The sequence below is a fragment of the Paraburkholderia sp. J67 genome (genome assembly GCF_905220265.1).
Lineage (GTDB): Bacteria > Pseudomonadota > Gammaproteobacteria > Burkholderiales > Burkholderiaceae > Paraburkholderia.
The window spans coordinates 136,962-156,281 of the sequence record NZ_CAJMZK010000015.1 but is presented as its reverse complement, the minus strand read 5'-3'; the positions used below and the strand labels follow the sequence as shown (position 1 = coordinate 156,281).

Below are 19,320 nucleotides of genomic sequence, written 5' to 3'. Positions count from 1 at the left end.
ATGGACAACCAGGACTATTCCAGCGCGCTCGCCTACGGCTCGCCGTTCACCGAGGAAGAGGAGCTTTATCGGCGCACGGTGCGCACTTTCATCGACCGCGAAATCGAGCCGCACTATCAGCAGATTTCCGCGCGTGGCGAAGACCGCCGCGCACTGTGGCGCAAGGCGGGCGCGGCGGGCATGCTGGGCGCCTGCATTCCCGAACAGTACGGCGGCGCGGGCGCGACCACGCTGTGTAACGTGATCCTTAGTTACGAACTGGCTCGTTCGGAATCCTATTCGACGATGGGCAGCCTGTTCGCGACCGATCTCGCGACAAGCATGCTCGTGGAAGCCGACGCGTCGCATCTCCTCGATACCTGGGCGCCGAAAATCCTCGCGGGTGAGGCGATCCAGTGCATGGCGCTCACGGAGCCCGATGCAGGCAGCGACGCCACGGCGATCCGCGCGAGCGCCGTGCGCGACGGCGACCACTACGTGATCAACGGCAGCAAGACCTACATCACGAACGGGGACGTGGCGGACCTCATCTACGTGGTCGTCAAGACCGACCCCGCTGCGCGCGGACGCGGCATGAGCATCCTGCTGGTGGAAGGCGATGCGCCCGGCGTCACGAAGCGGCCGCTCAAGACCATGAGCTTTGCGTCGGGCAACACAGCCGAATTGCACTTCGACAACGTGCGCGTGCCCGTGACGAACCTGGTGGGCGCGGAGGGCGGCGCATTCAAGCTCCTGATGTCGAGCATCGCCGTCGACCGCTTGCAGATGGGCGCGCGCGCACTCGCCCAAGCCGAGCTCGCGTTCGGGCTCGCGCTCGACTACGTGAAGCAGCGCAAGGCCTTCGGCGGCACGCTGTTCGATCTCCAGCACACCCAGTTCAAGCTCGCCGAAATCCGCACCGATATCGAAGCCGGCCGCGCCTTGCTGCACGAGTCGGTACGCAAGGTCCGCGCAGGCGTCTGCGCGGAAGCCGACAGCGCGAGCGCCAAGCTCTGGCTCACCGACATGAGCCATCGCGCGGTGGACGCGTGCCTCCAGTTCTTCGGCGGCGCGGGCTTCATGGACGAAATGCCGATTTCGCGCATCTACACGGCGAATCGCGTGCTGCGTATCTACGCGGGCACCTCGGAAATCCTGAAGCTCGTGATCGCCCGCTCACTCTAACTTTTCTTCGAGAGCACCCACATGAACGACTACAAGACCGTGACGTACACGCGCGAGGGGCGCATCGCTTATCTGATGCTCAATCGCCCCGACGCCCTCAACACCATGAACGACGAGCTGGAGCGCGAGATTCGCGCCGCGCTGCTCGAATACGATCTCGACGACGAGGCATGGGTGCTCATCCTGCACGGCGCAGGAAAGTGCTTCTGTGCAGGCGTGGATCTGCGCACGCATGGCTCGTTCGCACTGGGCAAGGACGAAGGCGAACGCGCCGAAGGGCAACGCGAGGCCGCGCGCAGCCGCACGATCGGCGCGGCGCAGCATCTGCTGGGGACGGGCGGCGAGGGATGGATGGGCCGCACCATCAACTACAAGCCGGTGATTGCCGCCGTGCACGGTTATGCGCTTGGTGGAGGCGCGCATATCGCGGCGGAATGCGACCTGATCGTCGCTTCGGAGGATGCGTCGTTCGCGATCAGCGAGACCACGCGCGGCATGTCCGGCTCGCGCACCTGGTCGAAGATCCGCACTTTCATGCCGTCGAAGGTCGCCAACGAAATGCTCATGACCGGCGCACGCGTGCCTGCAGCGGAACTGCATCGGCTCGGGCTCGTCAATCGCGTCGTGCCCAACGGTCAGCATCTGGCCGCCGCCGAAGAACTGGCGCAGAAGATTCTTGCCGCGCCGCCGCTCGCAGTGCGCGACGCCGTGCGCGTGAGCCGCCGCCTCTGGGTTCAGCACGCCACCCAGCTCGATCACGAAATGCAGTTGACGCGTCTCGATCTCACCGAGGACTTCAAGGAAGCGGGGCAGGCGTTCATGCAAAAGCGCGCGCCGCAGTACAAGGGGCGTTGAAGCACGGCGCGCAGCGCACGCACCCGCCGATCGTCGCGGCCTGCGCGCGCATTCCACAGGAGGGGAGACATGTTCTTGTACGACAACTGGTATGTGGCCGCGCTGAGTTCCGAGGTCACGGGCGACGCGCCGCTCGCGCGCATGATCTGCGGGAAACCCGTGGTCATGTATCGCACGCCGGAAGGCCGCGTCGCGGCGCTGGAGGATCGTTGCATGCATCGCGGCATGCCGCTCTCCGCGGGCAAGCTGTGCGCGCAAGGTCAGGCGTTGCAGTGCCCGTATCACGGCCTCGAATTCGACGCGAGCGGCGCATGCATCAACGCGCCAGGCCAGACGAACATTCCGCGTGCGATGCGCGTGCTCAGCTATCCCGTGCATGAGCAGGGCTCGCTCGTCTGGCTCTGGCCGGGCGATCCGGCGCTGGCCGATCCGGCGGAGATTCCCGTGCTTGCGCATGCAGGCGATCCGCAATGGGACGTGTTCGGCGAAGCGTATTTCGAGTTCAAGGCGCCTTGGTCGATGATTCTCGACAATCTCATGGACCTGAGCCATATCGCCTATGTGCACGTCGCCGCGATCAACGGCGATCCCGAAGCGCACTACAACGCGAAAATGTTCGTCTCGACCGACGAGGACGCGAAATGCGTGCACGTCAAACGCCAACTCCCGAACTGCAATCCGCCGCCGCAATATACGGCGGGTTTTTCGTTCAAGGGCAAGATTGATCGCTGGCAGGAGTTCGAAGGCAGCGCGAGTGGTGTGAACGCGTGGAGCGGCGGCGTGGATGCGGGCGAGGGGGCGTTCGAAGGCCGCCGCGAAGGCGGCGTGCAACTGCGTCACTTCACCGGTCTCACGCCCGCCACGGCGGACCGCTGCCACTACTTCTTTCACGGTATCCGCAATTTCGCGCTCGGCAACGAGCAGGTGGCCGCCAAACTCAAGGCCGGCCTCGTGGCCACCTTGCGCGAGGATCAGCACATACTCGAAGCGCAGCACGCGCGGCTGCTCGAGACCGGCCAGCGTCCGCTCGTGAGCCTGGGCGCCGACGCGGGCGGCTTGCAGATGCGACGCCTGATTGGGCGCTTGCTGGAGGCGCAGGCACAGCGCGGCCCGCTCGATCAGGCGGCTCAGGTGTCGCTCGCGCCGGCCCGCGCCGACGTCGACGCGATGCTTGCACGCGGCATGTCAAGGCATTGAGCGTCATGCGGTGGTGCGGGCAATGTTCCGCCACCGCAGCAAACCCATCGAAAACGCCGGATCGCTCCGGCGTTTTTTATGCCTTGTACAAGAAGCAAAACTTCGGCGCGCCATTGAGATGCGCGCCGAAGCAGAAGATCGGGGTGAGATTAAAGCGCTTTGGCGAAGGTGAGAATAAACAGGTTTTCGTTCGGACGATTGCGCTGCCAGACGCTGTACTGATACTTGAACTTGATCATCGCCTTCCACGCCGGGATCGCATACGCGATCACGGGGCCGATGGCCGCCACGCCGAGCCGGTTGCCGTTGCCATTGACGATCGTATCGCCGATATGGTCGTCCTGGATCTGCGTAGCGTAGTTGCCGGTCACGCCGACCTGCCAGAGGCCGATGTGCTCGCTGATCGCGTAGTCAAAGTCGATCACGTCGCCGGAAGAGTAATTGGTCGCGCGATTGCGCGAGGCGATGTCGTAGAAGAAGGACACGGTGAATTCCGTGCCGTCACCAAGGATGCTCGGGCCGGTCAGATAGCTTACCGAAGCATTCGGAATAAAGAAGAAGACGTTGTGACCGGGGCTGATGATCTTGCTGCGGTCATACTCGCCAATCGGCACGATCATCGAATACGCAAGCTTGACCGTGAGCCCGTACGGCAGCGGCGAATGAGGCGTGCCTTCCGAGCCGCCGAGGTGCTTGCTCCACGACAGCACGTCCATGTAAAGATCCTGCACGCCCGCGTTGTACTGACTTTCGCCAGAGATATTGGCGTGCGTGTAAGGCAGATAGTCGAACGCCGCCGAGGTTGCGATGGTCCCACCCGCAAGCTTGAACGGATACACGTATTCAAGCGCGCCGAGCATCATTCCGATCTGCGATTGCGCGGAAATATTCTCGCGCTTCGCATCGTTGCCGTACATCTTGTCGGTGCTCAGACCGCCGAGCATGAACGCGCCGTAAAAACCGCTTTGTTCGGGCAGATAGGCCTGTCCGATGTCGGTGCCGCCGGCGGGGCCGCCGTAAAACAGGCCCTCCGATGCATACGCACCGCTTGCGCATGTCGTGGCCAATGAGAGTGCTGCGATTGCTTTGGTGATGGGCTTCACAACGTCTCCTCCTCGATATGGATCGAAGTTGTTTTAATGCGTCAGATGATAAGGATTCCTGCTTGTCAAGATGAGGCTCGTGAAAGATCGGGATTCACGGTGTTCGTAGTGCGGGGATGGTGCAATCGCAGCGCCGCTGCGAGCCCGGACAGGGCGAAAGCGAAGCAGATGCCGGGTGGCGTTTCACTGGATCCCGAGACCTCCGGCGGATCGTCGTGCTTCGCGTCAACAACATCGGTATGTCGTATATACGTACGCTACGTCGTTAGTGTGGAAAGCGCAATAGTGCAAAGCCCTTGGGCTCGGGATGCGCGCCGCCCGGCATCCCCGTGGTATCGGCCATGCGGCGGCGCGGCATCGTCGCGAAGGCGCGGCAGTGGGCGGTTTGCACGGTTCGGCTGTGTCTCGTCGGCTGATGCGGCCCGCAACGATCGAACTGGCTTTGCTGGGGTTAATCCCGATCTGTCATGGCGACGATGGAAGTCGCAAGACGAGGATCACCTCGCGGCACGGCGAGTTTTCGATATCGTTTGATTACGGTATTTCGTTGACAAAAACGCGATTTCGAATATAGAGTCACCTGGCCAGTTCGTGTGACAGACAACCAGCGAGGGGACGAGCCAGTGAGTACGAGGAGCATCGAAAGAGAGGCGATGGGGCGCACGCCTGCGCTGCGCGTTGGCGTGGCGGGGCTGGGCTTGGCGGGCGCGCTGATGGTGTCGGTTATCGAAGATCATGCGGGCTGCACGCTCGCAGCCGTGGCCGAGCCGCACGCACATCTGCGGGCGCGCTTCGAGGCAGACAGGCGCGCCCCGGCTTATGCCGATCTGCAAGGCGTGGTCGAGCGCGACGACGTCGACGCCATTTATATTGCGACCCCACACCAGTTTCATCGCGAGCACGCCGAGCTGGCGGCGCGCCACGGCAAGCATGTCATCGTCGAAAAGCCGATGGCGCTCTCGCTCGCGGATTGCGACGCGATGATCGAAGCCGCAGCGCGCTACGGCGTGACGCTCATCGTGGGGCACACGCACAGCTTCGATCCCGCCGTGCGCACGATGCGCGAGATCATCGAAAGCGGTGCATACGGCCGCCTGCGCATGGCTACCGGCTGGAACTACACCGACTTTCTCTATCGTCCGCGGCGGCCAGAGGAACTCGATACCGCGAAGGGCGGCGGCATCCTGTTCAACCAGTTGCCGCATCAGGTCGACACGGTGCGCTATCTGAACCGCTCGCCCTTGCGCAGCGTCCGCGCGGCCACGGGCATGTTCGATCCGGCGCGACCCACCGAAGGCTCGTGCGCAGTCTTTCTCGATTTCGAGGATGGCGCCTGCGCGTCGCTCGTCTATAGCGGCTACGACCGCTTCGATACCGACGAGTGGCATGGCTGGATCGGCGAAGGTGGCTTTCGCAAGAGCGCGGCGCATGGCGCGACGCGGCGCGCGTGGGATCGTTTCGCGAACGCCGAAGAAGAGGCTGCCGCGCGCAGCGAGCGCTACGGCTACGGCGGCACGCTTGCGCCCGCCGCGCAGACGCCGCCGCATCAGCCCCATTTCGGCGTGATGGTCGCGAGCTGCGAGCAGGCGGATCTGCGCCAGAGCGCCAACGGCGTGTGGGTATACAGCCGCGAGGGCGTACACGAAATCGCGGTGCCCGACCAGGGTGGCCGCCCAGGCCGCTCCGACGTGCTCGACGAACTCTGGCTGGCCGTGCGTGGGGGCGTGGCGCCCGTGCACGATGGCCACTTCGCGCGAGGCACCGTTGCGGCGAGCCTGGCGATCCTGCGCTCCGCGCGCGAGCGCCGCGAAATCCTTCTTTGACCGGAGCAAGAGCATGACTCAATCTATTTCGGACGTCGAACAGATCGTGCGCCGTCTGCGCCGTCTCGACTGCTGTGCGGTGTCGGATGCGCTCGATCGACTCGGGCTCGATGGCGTCGCAAGCGGGCTTGCGCAACTGTCCGGCGATGCGCGCATCGCGGCGCGCGTGGTGACCGTGAAGCTTGGGACCGGCGAGCCGCCGCCTGGGCCGCCGGTGCATCTGGGCTGCAGGGCTATCGAGGCTGCCGGTGCGCTCGACCTGATCGTGGTCGAACAGCGCAGCGGCGTGGAGGCCGGAAGCTGGGGCGGGCTGCTCACGCTCGGCGCGAAAGTGCGCGGTATTGCCGGCGTGATCGCCGATGGCCTCGTGCGCGACCTCGACGAAGCGCTGGCCTATGGCTTTCCGGTGTTCGCGCGCGGCACGACGGCGCGCACCGCACGCGGGCGTATCGTGGAGAAAGGCTTTAACGTACCCGTCGAAATTGGTGGCGTGCGTGTCGAACCCGGCGACTTTGCGATCGCCGATCGCAGCGCGACCATCTTCATACGCGCAGCCGATATCGCGCGCGTGCTGGATGCGGCCGAAGCGATCGTGGCCAGAGAACTGGCCATGTCGAAGGCGCTGCTCGATGGCGTGCCGGTCTCGCAGGTCATGGGCGGCGCCTACGAGCACATGCTCAAATAGGCGAGGAGCAGACGCGGGACGTGCTGCAACGAGCGCGTCCCGTAACGATGCGGCAATCAGCGCGCGGTCTCTCGCGGATGTGCCACGAGGCACGCGATCAACGCATCGAGCGTTGCTTGTTCCTCAAGTTGATGCAGCATGCCGATAGCGTTGGTGATCTGCGTGTTGTCCAGATGCGCACGGCAGAACTGGGTGAATTTCGCGTCGAGTTCGGCGTCGCTCATCTGTGTCTCGGGCGTGAACGCATCGCCGTGTGCGTATTGCGCGCTCGCGCTGAACACTTCACCCCGGGCGTAGAGGCGCAGGCTCGCCGGCATGCGCGCGTTGTGTCCGAGTGTGCGCAAATCTTCCGCCGCCACCGCGGCCGCGCCCGGCTCCAGGCCCACATCGATCTTCGCGGCGAACTGCTTCATCGCTTCGCTCTCGCGCGCAGCCGGAGCGTGCCATGCCGGTCCCGGCGGGCCTTGCAACGCCGCTGCGGCCAGCAGATAGGGCATGCTGAAGCAGGCGTCGATCATGGTCTCCACATGTGCATCGTCCATGCGTCTTTGCAGCGCGGCGCCATGAATGCCGACCTCGATGCGCTCGATCTCGTCGATCTCAATGCCGTGTTTCGCCTTGAGTGCGAGAAACATGTCGATGGGCGAATGCAGAAAGCGGCAGCCCGGATAGGGCTTGTACGAGACTTCTTCCACCAGCCAGCGTTCGCCCAGCCGCTCGGTAAGCACGGACCAGTTGCAATCGAGCGAGCCCACCACGCGCCAGAAGCCCTGATCGCCATCGAGCACATGTTGCTCGCCCGTGAAGCCTGCTTTGGCGAGCAGCGCCGCCATCACGCCGACGTGACCGAGCGTGCCATACATCGTGTTCTTCGCCATCGGACGCGGACGATGCAGACCGAACTTCGACGATGAGGGCAACGGCGCCGTCGCGCTTGCGAGGCCGAACGCATGGTGCATCTGGTCTTCGTCGAGGCCGAGCAGATAGCCAGCGGCCGCCGTCGAACCAAACGCGAGCGCGCTATAGCCGGTGACGGGAGCGAAGCGAAACGAGCCGTCGTCCTCGATCGTCAGACCTTTGAGCGACAGCGCGATGCGCCCGGCGACTTCGTACCCAAGCGCAACAGCGGTGAGCAGGTCCCGGCCGCTCGCGCGTTCGCGCTGCGCGACGGCGAGCGCGGCGCCCAGCACCGGCGCGGAGATATGGGCCTTGTAGTGCAGCGTGTCCTCTGCATCGACCACATCGCCTAGATGCGCGTTGATGTAGCCCGCCCACACGGCGGGCAGCTTTTGTCCACTCACGAGCACCGTGGCTTCGGGCACGCCGCCGAAGCTGCCGATGACCGAGGTGAGCACCGTACTCGACGGCATGTCGAAGGCGGCGACGCAGCAGCCTAGCGTGTCTTGCACGAGGCGGCGGGTGGCATGGCGTGCGCTGCGCGAGATGTCGTTGAACGATGTGGTAGCCGCGAACGAGGCCAGCTTTTGGGTATAGGACTGCGAAGTCATATGGGGCGATCCGTATGGTCGGGTTGGGCCAATCTTTAGTGGAGTCTTGTAAACGATATACCGTATGAAAACTCGGCATATCGAATAAATATTGATGGTTAACCCGACTTTTTAAGTTCAATATTTAGGCACAAAGTGCGCTGTGACATCCATCTAGTATCGCGTTAAACCGTATAACAATTCGAAATGTCGTATATAGACGATCGCCGTAGCTGAACTGCCACGGTATGAGCCGTCAACACGAATGGATCCAGGAGACAACGCATGCCGCCTCGCCCAGAATCGACGTCTACGCTTTCCACCTTGCTGGCAGACTCGGAGCCCGCACCAAAGCGCACGCGCATCCGCAAGGAATTCGCCGCATCATTTCCAGTGCTGATCGCGGTGACGCTCGGTAGCGGCCTGGGCATCGGTAGCCTGCCCGCATTCACGCTGCCGCTGTTCATCGGCCCGCTGCACGATGCATTTGGCTGGCCGAAGAGCGAAGTCGGCATGGCCTATAGCGTGCTCACGGCGATGATCTTTCTGTGTGGTCCTCTGGCCGGCCGCCTCGCGGATCGCCTGGGCGCGCGGCGCGTGATTGCCGTGTCTGTCGTGCTCTTCGCGCTCGCGATGGTCGTGACCGCGCAGATGCACGGCTCGATCGGCTGGTTTTACGGTGGCTATTTCCTGCTGGGTCTCGGCGGCGCGGGCACCACCTACGTGTGCTACGCGAAGATCCTGAGCGCGCGCTTCGACGCGGGGCGCGGTCTTGCACTCGGCGTGATGATGACGGGGCCGGGCATGATGGCGGTGCTCGCGCCGCTCTTTCTACCGGCGTTTATCGACGCTCATGGGTGGCGCATCGCGTGGCTCGCGCTTGCGGCGCTGGCGCTGTTGCCGCTGCTCCTGCTGTTTGGCTTGGTGCACGGCGCGCGCGGCACACAGGTTGCATCGCGCCACGCGCGCGAGGGTGCAAGCGTTGCCGCAATCGCCGAGGGCGCGACGCTCGGCCAGGCCGTGCGCATGCGTCAGTTCTGGCTGATGATCGCCGCGACGTTTCTGATCATGTTCGCGCTGGTGGGCACGCAGATCAACCTGATCGCGGTGCTCACCGAAACGGGGTCGTCGAAGGCCGAAGCCGCGCGACTGACGAGCGTGCTGGGGCTCTCGATGCTGGTGAGCCGTATCGTTTGCGGATCGCTGCTGGATCTGCTGTTTGCGCCGCTCGTAGGCGCCACGGTCACACTGGTTTCGGCATTGGGCATGCTGCTCGCCGCGCAAGGCGGCATAGCCGGCGCGCTCACCGTGATCGCGCTCGGCATCTCGCTGGGCACCGAAACCGATTTCATGGCCTATGTGGCAAGCCGATATTTTGGACTCCGTGCTTTCTCGGAGATATTCGGCTGGATCTTCGGCTTCATGGCGCTTGGCGCGGCAAGCAGCCCGCTATGGACGGGGATGCTTCAGCATGCGCTCGGCACGTTCCGCACGGGCTTGTATCTGTCGTCAGCGCTGCTGGTCGTGGCGGCCGCGTGTATCGCTGCGCTCGGACGTTATCCTGCGGCCTACGGCCACGAAGCGTCGCGCGCGCAAGGTGGCGCGCCCGAAGCCGCGTGAAGACGAACGCTACGTGATTACGATGGACGCACGCTAAAGGCAGCGTCGATGGGCTTGAGCTTCATGTCGCGAACGCTGTGCTGTGCGTTTTCCATCGCGAGCGGCAACAAGGTATTGATGCCAGTCAGCGGCGCGGATGCCACCATCGCGCCCGCATAGTAAGCGCCTGCGGTGGCCGCGCCAACGCCCGCGCCCGAACCTGCCAACTGGGCGTGGGCGCTTGTCGCGAGCAGGGCGCTCAGCGCGGCGGCGGCGAGCAGGTGAGTTGTGGTATTCATGATTATCTCCATCGAACCGACGGTTCGTGAAATTGATTCTACGCCGCCAGTCAATCGAGTTTTCACCGTATAACGCGCGGTGAAACGCGCTGTGGATCATTGCGTGGTGGAACTCTCATGCGCACAAATTCGACGCACCGTCATGCGCTTCGCCGCGCCGCAAGCGCGCGAAGCGAGCACGGCGCGATCTCGCGAACAAACTCGCCTGGGAAGCTTCGTCGGTATGGCGAGCGCTGCGCGAGATGCGTTCAACTCAGGCAGTGTGAACGGGTGATCGACAAAGACACGATCATTCACGCGAACGAAGCCCGCTTCGACGGGCCGAATCTGTCACGCAAAAGAATTTCACGGCAGTGCACGTGCGCTGTGGCTGTTGCGCCACGCTTTCGCGTCGTCTCAATGCGGTGAGGGCAGAGGGCACCATCTCGCGCGTAGGGCGGCGAGTGGCGCTAAACGAACGCCCGGCGAGCGCCGGGCGTGGTGATGACTGCAACGCAGGACGTCAGGCCGCGAGCGTGCTCAACGTGCTGGGCAGTGCGGAAACATGGCGGATACCGCCATCGGCGACGATGATGTTTCCTGTCACATAACTGGCGAGACCGGACGCAAGGAACAGCGCCACGCCCGCGATTTCGGACGGCACGCCCATGCGCCGCAGCGGAATTGCGCCTTCGATCCTGGCGATCGTTTCCGGATTCGACTGAAACGTCCCCGAAGCCGCGATACGCCCCGGCGCGACGCCATTCACGCGCACGCCTGCGGGGCCGAACTCATCCGACGCATACATGACGAGATGATGCAGCGCGGCCTTCGCAGCACCATAGAGCGCGGCGCGGCGCGTGCTGCGCAAGCCGGCCAGCGAGCCCACGACGATGATGTTGCCGCCGCCGTTTTCCGCGAGCAGCGGCGCGGCAATTTGCATGGCGAGCAGCGCATGGCGAAACACGAGATCGAATTGCGTGCCGATCTGCGTGTCGTCGAGCGCCGTGATCTCGCTGGGCACGGTAATGCCGACCACATCGATCACCCCCGCGAAGCGCGCACCGAATTGCTGCTTCGCCACCGCGAAAACTTTTTCCATGTCCGCGCGGCGCGTGACATCGGCCACAACGGGCGTGCCCTGCACGCTGGCGGCGGCTTTTTCGGCAACCTCGGCCTGCAGGTCCACGCACACTAGTTCCGCGCCCGCCTCGCGAAACGCGCGGCAGACTTCACCGCCGATACCGCTGCCGACGCCCAGCACGACATAGCCTTTGCCGTCCTGGCGCATTTCCGGCAGATAGCTGCGCGTTCTCCAATCCTGCTCGATACCCATGACGTTCCCTCCACGGAATGATTAGTTGGCAATCCAGATGTTCTTGATCTTCGTGAATTCTTCGAGACCCGGCAGACCGCCGGTGCGTCCGAAGCCGCTCTGCTTGACGCCGCCAAACGGAATCGACGGCGAAAAGCCGGTGCCGTTGACCCACACATTGCCCACTTCGAGTCGCGCGGCGATGCGATGCGCGCGCCGTACATCGTGCGTGTGCAGATAAGCCGCGAGGCCGTAGAGACTGTCGTTGGCGATCTGCACGGCTTCTTCGTCACTGCGAAAGCGCAGGATCGACAGCACGGGGCCGAACACCTCGTTCTGCGCGAGCGATGAGCGATTGTCGACATCGGCGAACAGCGTGGGCTCGATGAAATAGCCGTTGGCGAGCGCGCCGCCCGCGCGTTTGCCGCCCGTCACGAGGCGTGCCGAAGTCTCGCGCTGCGTCTGCTCGATCACGCCCATGATGCGCTGGCTCGCGGCCGCGCTGATCACCGGGCCCATCTGCGTGGCGGCTTTTGCGGGGTCGCCCAGCGCGACTTTTTCCAGCTCCGCCTTGCAACGCGCGATGAAGTCCTCGTAGATGGCGTCGTCCACCAGCACGCGCGTGCCGAGCAGGCAGCCCTGGCCCGCAATCGAGGTTGCGCCGGTGATCGCGTCGCGCACGGCGGCTTCGATGTCGCCGTCGGCGAACACGATGCGCGCGGATTTGCCGCCCAGTTCGAGCGCGACAGGCGTGAGGTTATGGCGCGCGCCGTCGAGAATCGCGCGCGCGGTGGCGCCGCCGCCCGTGAAATGGATCTTGTCCACGCCGGTGTGCGAGACGAGCGCGCTACCGGCTGCGGGGCCGCCTGGCACGATGTTCACCACGCCGGGCGGAATGCCGGCTTCGAGCAGCAGTTCGCCAAACCTGAGCGAAGTGAAGGGCGCGAGTTCGGAGGGCTTGAGGACCACGGTGTTGCCCGCCGCGAGCGCGGGCGCGACGCCGCCGCTGAAGAGCGCCATCGGCGCGTTCCACGAGATGATGATGCCCACCACGCCGTAGGGTTCGCGCAGCGTGTAGTCGAGACCTTGCGCGGGCCACGTGGGAATCACTTCGCCGCCGATCTTGTCGGCCCAGCCTGCGTAATAGCGGAAGTTGTCGACCGCGATCCACTGGTGGCCCGCGGCCTTGCTCACCGGCATGCCGTTTTCGGCGGCGGCCAGTTGACACAGCGCGGGACCGTTCGCCTGGAGCAGATCGGCGAACTTCAGGATCAGGTCGCGGCGTTTGTCCGGCGAGAGCCGTTTCCAGCCCGGCAACGCATGACGCGCGGCCTGCACGGCGGCGTCGATCTCGGCGGCACCGGCCATCGCCACGTCGAGGGTTGCCTCGCCGTTGCCGGGGTAGACGTGCCGATGCACGCCGCCGGTCGCATCGGCGACGCGGCGCTCGCCGATCAGCAGACCGGCGGCGGGAAAGAGTTCCGGCGACGGCGTTTCAATGGACATGCGAGTTCTCCTGTGCGGGTTGAGTGCGATGAACGGCGTCGGCACGCGGGCGCGCGCCGCGAATCAGGTCGGCGGCCTTCTCGCCCACCATGATCGCGGGCGCGTTGGTGTTGCCGGCGGGGACGTTGGGCATGATCGAGGCGTCGGCGACGCGCAGGCCCTCGACGCCGAATACGCGCAGCTCGGGATCGACCACGGCGTCGGCATCGATGCCCATCTTGCAGGTGCCTACGGGGTGGTGCGTGATGCCGCACGCCTGGCGAATAAACGCTTCGATCTCCTTGTCCGACTCACACAGCTTGCCTGGCAAGGATTCCTGAATGATGAGTTCGTTCAGCGGCGACTGGGCGTAGATCTCGCGCCCCGCGCGCACGCCGCGAATCATGCGATCGATGTCGGAGCGCTCCTGCATCAGGTTGAACTGGATGCGCGGCGCGTCGGCGGCGTTGGCCGAGCGCAGCGTGACATGGCCGCGGCTGTCCTGGCGCAGCATGATGACGCCCAGGCTCAAGCCGTGTTTGGGCTGCGAGAACGGCGGCGCCCACAGGCTCGATCCCATGTGGATCGCGGGGCAGCCCAGTTGAATGTCGGCGCGGTTCCAGGCGGGGTCGGTGTGCAGGAAGATATTGCACGCGCAGACGTTGCTCGCAAACGGCCCGGTGCCGAACGCGAACCAGCGCAGCCACGAACGCACCGCACGATCCAGACGCAGTTCGTTGGCGAAGGTGCGCGGCTTGGCGTCGAAGCCGAGATAGAGCATCGGATGCTCGACGAGATTCTGGCCCACGCCCGGCAGGTCCACGAGCGGCTGGATGCCTTGCGCGCGCAATGCGTCGGCAGGCCCGATGCCCGAGAGCATCAAGAGTTGCGGCGAACCGTAAGCGCCCGCGCTGAGCACGACCTCGCGGCGCGCGCGCACGATGGATTTCTGCCCCTTGACCACGTATTCCACACCCACCGCGCGGCGGTTCTCGAACACCACGCGCGTGGTGAGCGCGTGCGGCAGCACGGTGAGATTGGGGCGGTCCAGCACGGGCTGGACATACGCACGCCAGGTGTTGGCGCGACGCCCGCGCCGGTCGACGGTGAGCTCGGTGGCGATGATGCCTGCGGGACGGTCGTCGTGGTAATCGTCCACGACGGGGTAGCCCGCGTTGCGCACGGCCGCGCGAAACGCGGGAAATTGCAGGCCCGGCGTCTTCGAGATGCTCACGCCGAGCGGCCCCGCGCCGCCGCGATACTCGGTTTCGCCCGCCCAGCTCGATTCGGAGCGCTTGAAGTAGGGCAGCACGTCGCGATAGCTCCAGCCATCGCAGCCCATTTGCGCCCAGTCGTCGTAGTCCTGACGGTCGCCGCGGGCGTAGACCATGCCGTTGATCTGCGAGCAGCCGCCCAGCACCTTGCCGCGACGCACCTCGATGCGCCGGCCGTTCAGGTCGGGCTCGGGCTCGCTCACGTAGCCCCAGCCCAGATCGGCGCGGCGAATAGTCTGCACGATCGCCGCCGGCAGATCGACGAACAGACCGGGAGCCTTGCCGCCGCCCTCGATGAGCAGCACCGAAACGTTACGGTCTTCCGAAAGACGGCTCGCGAGCGCGCAGCCCGCCGAGCCCGCGCCGACCACGACATAGTCGAACGCCTGTGAGTCTGTAGTTGTCATGTTGCGCCCTGTCGTCTCTCCGTTGTTGACTCGTGGGCGAGACTCGCAGCCCGCCCTTCACGGCATCGCTTTGTTATCGAAATGCCGCTGCGTAATTCGATATGTCGAATTTAAAATCGATAGTACGTCGCGATGGTTGCCGGATCAAGTAAGGTCTAATCCTGATAAAGACCCATAAATTCCCGGATTTTTGCTGCCGACGGTTGCGCTGCTCAGTGCCAAACTGATAACGTACCATCGAAATTGTTTCGAAATATCGTAGAATTGTGTCGACTTGCAGGATGCTGTCCGTGCGAAGGGTGCGCGCAGCCTGCAACCACAAAGGGAGAATGAGAATGGCCACGAGCGTGCCTGCCGCAGCGAGAACCATGGCGGTGTTCGAGATCTTCGCGCGCGAGAAGCGCGAATTGCTCAAGTCCGAGTTGGCGCGATTGCTCGACCTGCCCGAGAGCAGTTGCTCGGATCTGCTAGGCAGTCTCGAGGTGCTCGGCTATGTGAGCCGCACCGTGAGCACGAAGCGCTATTACCCGACGCGCCGCCTCGTGAGCATCGCCGCGGCGATCGCGGAGCACGACGAGATGCATGCGTTCGGCAGCGAAGCCACGGCGCTGCTGAGCGAGCGCACCGGCGAGACCTGCTACATGGGCGAGATCGATCAGACCGAGGTGCGCATCATCGCCACGCACGAAGGCATCCACCCGCTGCGCTACGTGGTGCAGGTGGGCGACCGCGTGACGTGTCACGCGACCGCGATCGGCAAGTCGCTGCTGGGCGAGATGAATGCCGACGAGCGTGCGCGCATCCTGCGCCTGAAGCCGCTGCGCGCGCTCACCGCCAACACCAAGGTCAAGCCCGAACAGATCGAGCAGGAAGTCGACGAGTTCAAGGGCTTCGGCTGGTATCAGGCGGTGCGCGAGGGGCGCGAAGGCTTGAGTTCGTTTGCGGTGTCGGGCTGGATCGGCGAGCGTCTGGTGGGGATCTCGATCACGGGTCCGAGCGAGCGCTTCGCGGAGAACCGCGACCTCTATGTCGAGCAATTGTTGCAGGTGCGCGCGCGCGTGTTCGGCTCGGCGGCGGTGAATGGCAACGGCACGCTCGAAGTCGCACCAGAGCGGGCGGTGGCGGGGCGGCGTGCGCGCAAGGCCGTGAATGGCCGCGCGAGTGCGGAAGACTGAACGCGCCACGCGCGTATGAGCGAATCGAAACAAAAAACGATCAGGAGACACCTATGTCCGCCGATGGCGTGCTGGCCGAATTGCGTGTGCTCGATCTGGGCGTGGGGATGGCGGCCGCGCTGGTGGCGAAGGGGCTGGCCGATTCTGGCGCGCAGGTCACACGCGTGGAGCCGCCCGCTGGCGATCCGTTCTACGCGCATTACGCGGCCTATGAGGCGTGGCGCGCGAAGGCCACGCGTCTGCCCGCTGTAGACGACGAGGCGCTTCACGTCCTGCTCGCGGATGCCGATCTGTGCATCGTCGGCGGCGAGGACTGGCCGGGCTTGCACGCGCGGCTCGATGCGGCGGCGCTGCGCGCGCGCTATCCGCGTCTCGTGGTCGTCGACATGGGAGGCTCGCACGAAGCTTCGCAGTCCGACTCACTGGCAGGGTACCCACTGCCAACCGCCGTCGATCTGCTCGCACAGGCACGCAGCGGGCTGGCTAACGAACTCTTCACCGCGCGGCCGGTGTGCTTCGCGATTCCGGTGCCGACTTATGGCGCGGCGCTGCTGGCGCTGATCGGCATCGGCGCGGCGTTGGTCAAGCGCCTGCGCACGCAGCGCGGCACGCTGGTGAAGACGTCGCTGGAGCAGGGCGTCGGCCTTTTCTGGTCGCCGTTCTGGCTGCGAGCCGAAACGCCCGACGCCGTGTTTTCGAGCATCACCCCCAAGGACTGCCGCCACCTGATCTTCGAATGCAAGGACGGCCGCTTCGTGCAGTTCGTGATGGGGGTGCCGGGCGCGGTGGCGAAGTTGTATCGCGTGCTGGGCATCGACGCCGAAGTCGATCCGCACGACCGCGGTGTGCCAAAGGCTGGCGCCGCAGCGGATCGCTATTTCGGCGACCTCGCGTTGATCGGCGCGCACGTGAAGCGTTTCGAGCGCGACGCGCTGCTGGCGGCGCTGTGGCGCGAGGGCATGGCGGGCGAGCCGGTGCTGTCGCCCGGCGAGTGCTGGGACGACGCACAGGTGCGCGCCTGCGAACTGATCGAACGCGATGCGGCGGGCAGGCGCGGGGCGGGGCGGCCTTTCGACCTGACGCTGGTGCCGCACGAGTCCGGCCCCACGCAAGTCCAGCAAACAAAGCACGCCGATGAACCCACGCACAGCCCCGACGCTTTGCCGCTCGCTGGCATCCGCATCCTCGATCTCGGCAATTTCGTGGCCGGTCCGTATGCCTCGCGTCTGCTGGGCGATCTGGGCGCGGATGTCGTCAAGGTCGAATCGCCCGCAGGCTCGGCGACGATTTCCGGCTATCGCACCGTCTACAGTTCCAACTGCAACAAGCGCAGTGTCTGCGTCGATCTCAAGACGCCCGAGGGCCTCGCGATTCTGCACGCGCTGTGCCAGCGTGCCGACGTCGTCCATCACAACTTTCGCGTGGGCGTGGCCGAGCGCCTGGGCGTCTCGCCCGCGCAACTGCGCGCGCATCAGCCAACGCTCGTGACGCTCGAAACCACGGCCTATGGGCAGCAAGGCCCAAAGGCGGCGAACGCGGGCTTCGACATGGTCATGCAGGCGCTATGCGGCCACGAGGCGCGCGCGGGCGGCGAGGGCAATCTGCCGCTTTGGCCGCGCTCGCCGCTGGTCGACTACGCGGCGGGCGCGCTGGGCGCGGTGGCGATGCTGTTTGCGCTGTACGCGGGGCGCTCGCGCGGTTGCGCCGTGGAGGCGCATGTGAGTCTGCTGGCGTCGGCGCTCTTTTTGCAATCGGAGCTGACGTGGTCGCCGGAACACGGTTTTCGCGGCGCGCCCGTGCTCGACCGCGAGATCACGGGGCACGCGGCGTGGGAGTGTCTGTATCGATTGCGCGACGGCTGGATCGCCATCGCCTTGCGCGACGACGGCATGACGGCGCGATTCGCGCGCGCGCTCGGCATTGCGTCATTGCCGGTGTGTCGCCGCGATTGGGGCGAGAGCGAACGCGAATGCATTCGCGCTTGCCTGAGTGCGGCGGAGCTTGCGCCGACTGTCGCCGCGTTGCGGGAGGCCCATGTGTGGGTCGAGCCTTGTCAGCACGAGGATGCGTCACAAGCGGTGTCTGGGGAGGCGGCGTCCGCGCTCGCGCGTTGCGTGCGTAGCGTGCGCGACGCGCGGTATGGACGCGTCACGGGCCTTGTGGGGACGTTGATCGAATTCGATGGCGCACCGTTAGACGCTGCGCATTTGCGTGCAGCACCGCAATTGGGTGAGCACACGGAGCAGGTGTTAGGTGCGTTGGGCTATACGCCGCAGCAGCTTGCCGAACTCGCGCTTTGTGGCGTGGTGGCAGTCGCGCCCTGAGCCGTTTTCAAACGCGTTGTGTGCCGCCTGACGCGTCGATATCGCCGCGCATGTTCTGATACAGCACCGACTGCACCATTTCCCCTTCGAGAAAGTCGCGCGGAAAGCCCAGTTCGATCGCGCTTGCTTCGTCGAGCAAGGCCAGTTGCGCCGCATCGAGCACGACGCCGAGACAGCCGAGGTTGTCGTCGAGTTGCGCCGCCGTGCGCGCGCCGACAATCGGAATCATGCCGGGCGAGCGGGCACGCACCCACGCGAGCGCGACTTGCGCGGGCGTGGCGTCCAGCGCGTGCGCTACGGTTCTCACGGCATCGACGATCGCGAAGTTGCGTGCGTTGAGCGCCGCCGTGCGCGAGCGGTCCGCGTGATAGTGCAAACGGCCGTGGCGCTCGTTGCGCGGTTCGCTCGTCGTTTCACGCGGCGCGTACTTGCCGCTCAGCAGGCCCGCGCCGAGCGAGCCCCACGTCAGCATCGACAGCCCGAGCGCCTGCGCCATCGGCACGAGTTCGCGCTCGGGCGTGCGTTCGACGAGGCTGTACGGCATCTGAATGGCGGCGAGCGTGGCCCAGCCGCGTAACTCGGCGATGGCCTGCGAACGCGCGATCACCCACGCGGGTGTGTCCGATAGCCCGATATAGAGCACCTTGCCCGCACGCACGAGATCGTCGAGCGCGCGCAACACCTCGTCCTGAGGCGTGAGCTGATCCCACGCGTGCATCCAGTAGAGGTCGAGATAATCGGTGCGCAGCCGCCGCAGGCTGCCTTCGATCGCCTGGATCAGACTCTTGCGATGATTGCCCCAGGAGTTCGCGTCGCCTGGGCGTCCGCCCATCGAAAACTTGCTCGCGACGACGAACGCGTGACGGCGCGCGCCCATGAAGTCGCCGAGAAACGTTTCGGACTCGCCCGCCTGGTAGCTGTTGGCCGTATCGAAGAAGTTGCCGCCCGCCTCCACGAAGCGCTCGAACACCGCTGCGCTTTCCGGTTTCGACGCGCCCCATGCGGCGCGTCCCTGGCCGAAGGTCATGGTGCCGCAGCAGAGTTCCGACACGCGCAGACCCGAGCGGCCGAGCAGTTTGAAACGCATGGCGGCGTCATCCTCATGGTCGTGCCGCGCGGGCGCCAAACCTGGCGCGCGTCGCGCGGCGT

At 65.1% G+C, this 19,320-nt stretch carries 16 protein-coding genes; 8 read left to right on the top strand and 8 right to left on the bottom strand.

All coding sequences use genetic code 11. The features are described from left to right. From U5782_RS24980 to U5782_RS24970, 3 genes are all read left to right on the top strand, one after another. Nucleotides 1–1,164 (top strand): acyl-CoA dehydrogenase family protein, encoded by a 1,164-nt coding sequence (locus U5782_RS24980; protein ID WP_322046569.1) that lies wholly within the window; start codon nucleotides 1–3, stop codon nucleotides 1,162–1,164. Between the two features lie 21 nt (nucleotides 1,165–1,185). After that, a complete protein-coding gene (locus U5782_RS24975) occupies nucleotides 1,186–2,019 on the top strand; it encodes an enoyl-CoA hydratase/isomerase family protein (protein ID WP_322046568.1) in 834 nt (277 codons plus the stop codon). Nucleotides 2,020–2,088: 69 nt separating this feature from the next. Then, nucleotides 2,089–3,216, top strand: a complete 1,128-nt coding sequence (locus U5782_RS24970) for an aromatic ring-hydroxylating dioxygenase subunit alpha (RefSeq protein ID WP_322046567.1) — start codon at nucleotides 2,089–2,091, stop codon at nucleotides 3,214–3,216. Nucleotides 3,217–3,365: 149 nt separating this feature from the next. On the opposite strand, the gene U5782_RS24965 is transcribed toward U5782_RS24970, so the two are convergent. Together U5782_RS24965 and U5782_RS24960 are read right to left on the bottom strand one after the other, a co-directional pair. Further along, nucleotides 3,366–4,319 carry a transporter gene (locus U5782_RS24965; protein WP_322046566.1) on the bottom strand — a complete coding sequence of 318 codons (954 nt, stop codon included), beginning with the start codon at nucleotides 4,317–4,319 and terminating at the stop codon, nucleotides 3,366–3,368. A gap of 265 nt (nucleotides 4,320–4,584) precedes the next feature. Further along, complete coding sequence (locus U5782_RS24960) at nucleotides 4,585–4,710, bottom strand: hypothetical protein (RefSeq protein ID WP_322046565.1); 126 nt, start codon at nucleotides 4,708–4,710, stop codon at nucleotides 4,585–4,587. 232 nt (nucleotides 4,711–4,942) lie between these two features. Here U5782_RS24960 and U5782_RS24955 point away from each other — a divergent pair, with 232 nt between their 5' ends. Together U5782_RS24955 and U5782_RS24950 are read left to right on the top strand one after the other, a co-directional pair. Beyond that, on the top strand, nucleotides 4,943–6,142 hold the full coding sequence (locus tag U5782_RS24955; protein ID WP_322046564.1) for a Gfo/Idh/MocA family oxidoreductase: 1,200 nt from the start codon (nucleotides 4,943–4,945) through the stop codon (nucleotides 6,140–6,142). A 13-nt stretch (nucleotides 6,143–6,155) separates the two neighbouring features. Next, on the top strand, nucleotides 6,156–6,827 hold the full coding sequence (locus U5782_RS24950; RefSeq protein ID WP_415914404.1) for an RraA family protein: 672 nt from the start codon (nucleotides 6,156–6,158) through the stop codon (nucleotides 6,825–6,827). Between the two features lie 56 nt (nucleotides 6,828–6,883). Here the strand turns inward: U5782_RS24950 and U5782_RS24945 are convergent, their stop codons facing one another. Then, nucleotides 6,884–8,335, bottom strand: coding sequence for an MmgE/PrpD family protein (locus U5782_RS24945; RefSeq protein ID WP_322046563.1), 1,452 nt, complete (start codon nucleotides 8,333–8,335; stop codon nucleotides 6,884–6,886). Between the two features lie 264 nt (nucleotides 8,336–8,599). On the opposite strand from U5782_RS24945, the gene U5782_RS24940 reads away from it, so the two are divergent. Next, nucleotides 8,600–9,934, top strand: coding sequence for an MFS transporter (locus U5782_RS24940; RefSeq protein ID WP_322046562.1), 1,335 nt, complete (start codon nucleotides 8,600–8,602; stop codon nucleotides 9,932–9,934). Between the two features lie 17 nt (nucleotides 9,935–9,951). Here the strand turns inward: U5782_RS24940 and U5782_RS24935 are convergent, their stop codons facing one another. From U5782_RS24935 to U5782_RS24920, 4 genes are all read right to left on the bottom strand, one after another. Then, nucleotides 9,952–10,212, bottom strand: a complete 261-nt coding sequence (locus U5782_RS24935) for a hypothetical protein (protein WP_322046561.1) — start codon at nucleotides 10,210–10,212, stop codon at nucleotides 9,952–9,954. Nucleotides 10,213–10,714: 502 nt separating this feature from the next. Then, nucleotides 10,715–11,527, bottom strand: a complete 813-nt coding sequence (locus U5782_RS24930) for an SDR family NAD(P)-dependent oxidoreductase (RefSeq protein ID WP_322046560.1) — start codon at nucleotides 11,525–11,527, stop codon at nucleotides 10,715–10,717. A gap of 21 nt (nucleotides 11,528–11,548) precedes the next feature. Beyond that, nucleotides 11,549–13,012, bottom strand: a complete 1,464-nt coding sequence (locus U5782_RS24925) for an aldehyde dehydrogenase family protein (protein WP_322046559.1) — start codon at nucleotides 13,010–13,012, stop codon at nucleotides 11,549–11,551. Further along, on the bottom strand, nucleotides 13,002–14,672 hold the full coding sequence (locus tag U5782_RS24920; RefSeq protein WP_322046558.1) for a GMC family oxidoreductase: 1,671 nt from the start codon (nucleotides 14,670–14,672) through the stop codon (nucleotides 13,002–13,004). The genes U5782_RS24925 and U5782_RS24920 overlap by 11 nt, the downstream gene beginning before the upstream one ends. Before the next feature lie 335 nt (nucleotides 14,673–15,007). On the opposite strand from U5782_RS24920, the gene U5782_RS24915 reads away from it, so the two are divergent. Both U5782_RS24915 and U5782_RS24910 read left to right on the top strand, forming a co-directional pair. Beyond that, entirely contained in the window at nucleotides 15,008–15,847 is an 840-nt protein-coding gene (locus U5782_RS24915; protein WP_322046557.1) for an IclR family transcriptional regulator, read from the top strand. Nucleotides 15,848–15,900: 53 nt separating this feature from the next. Continuing rightward, complete coding sequence (locus U5782_RS24910) at nucleotides 15,901–18,171, top strand: CoA transferase (RefSeq protein WP_322046556.1); 2,271 nt, start codon at nucleotides 15,901–15,903, stop codon at nucleotides 18,169–18,171. A 7-nt stretch (nucleotides 18,172–18,178) separates the two neighbouring features. Here the strand turns inward: U5782_RS24910 and U5782_RS24905 are convergent, their stop codons facing one another. Continuing rightward, nucleotides 18,179–19,258, bottom strand: coding sequence for an aldo/keto reductase (locus U5782_RS24905; RefSeq protein ID WP_322046555.1), 1,080 nt, complete (start codon nucleotides 19,256–19,258; stop codon nucleotides 18,179–18,181). Between the last annotated feature and the right edge of the window lie 62 nt (nucleotides 19,259–19,320).

Coding starts and splice junctions, on each gene's coding strand:
- U5782_RS24980 (WP_322046569.1), top strand. CDS start 1: ATGGACAACCAGGACTATTCCAGCGCGCTCGCCTACGGCTCGCCGTTC.
- U5782_RS24975 (WP_322046568.1), top strand. CDS start 1,186: ATGAACGACTACAAGACCGTGACGTACACGCGCGAGGGGCGCATCGCT.
- U5782_RS24970 (WP_322046567.1), top strand. CDS start 2,089: ATGTTCTTGTACGACAACTGGTATGTGGCCGCGCTGAGTTCCGAGGTC.
- U5782_RS24950 (WP_415914404.1), top strand. CDS start 6,156: ATGACTCAATCTATTTCGGACGTCGAACAGATCGTGCGCCGTCTGCGC.
- U5782_RS24945 (WP_322046563.1), bottom strand. CDS start 8,335: ATGACTTCGCAGTCCTATACCCAAAAGCTGGCCTCGTTCGCGGCTACC.
- U5782_RS24940 (WP_322046562.1), top strand. CDS start 8,600: ATGCCGCCTCGCCCAGAATCGACGTCTACGCTTTCCACCTTGCTGGCA.
- U5782_RS24935 (WP_322046561.1), bottom strand. CDS start 10,212: ATGAATACCACAACTCACCTGCTCGCCGCCGCCGCGCTGAGCGCCCTG.
- U5782_RS24930 (WP_322046560.1), bottom strand. CDS start 11,527: ATGGGTATCGAGCAGGATTGGAGAACGCGCAGCTATCTGCCGGAAATG.
- U5782_RS24925 (WP_322046559.1), bottom strand. CDS start 13,012: ATGTCCATTGAAACGCCGTCGCCGGAACTCTTTCCCGCCGCCGGTCTG.
- U5782_RS24920 (WP_322046558.1), bottom strand. CDS start 14,672: ATGACAACTACAGACTCACAGGCGTTCGACTATGTCGTGGTCGGCGCG.
- U5782_RS24915 (WP_322046557.1), top strand. CDS start 15,008: ATGGCCACGAGCGTGCCTGCCGCAGCGAGAACCATGGCGGTGTTCGAG.
- U5782_RS24910 (WP_322046556.1), top strand. CDS start 15,901: ATGTCCGCCGATGGCGTGCTGGCCGAATTGCGTGTGCTCGATCTGGGC.
- U5782_RS24905 (WP_322046555.1), bottom strand. CDS start 19,258: ATGCGTTTCAAACTGCTCGGCCGCTCGGGTCTGCGCGTGTCGGAACTC.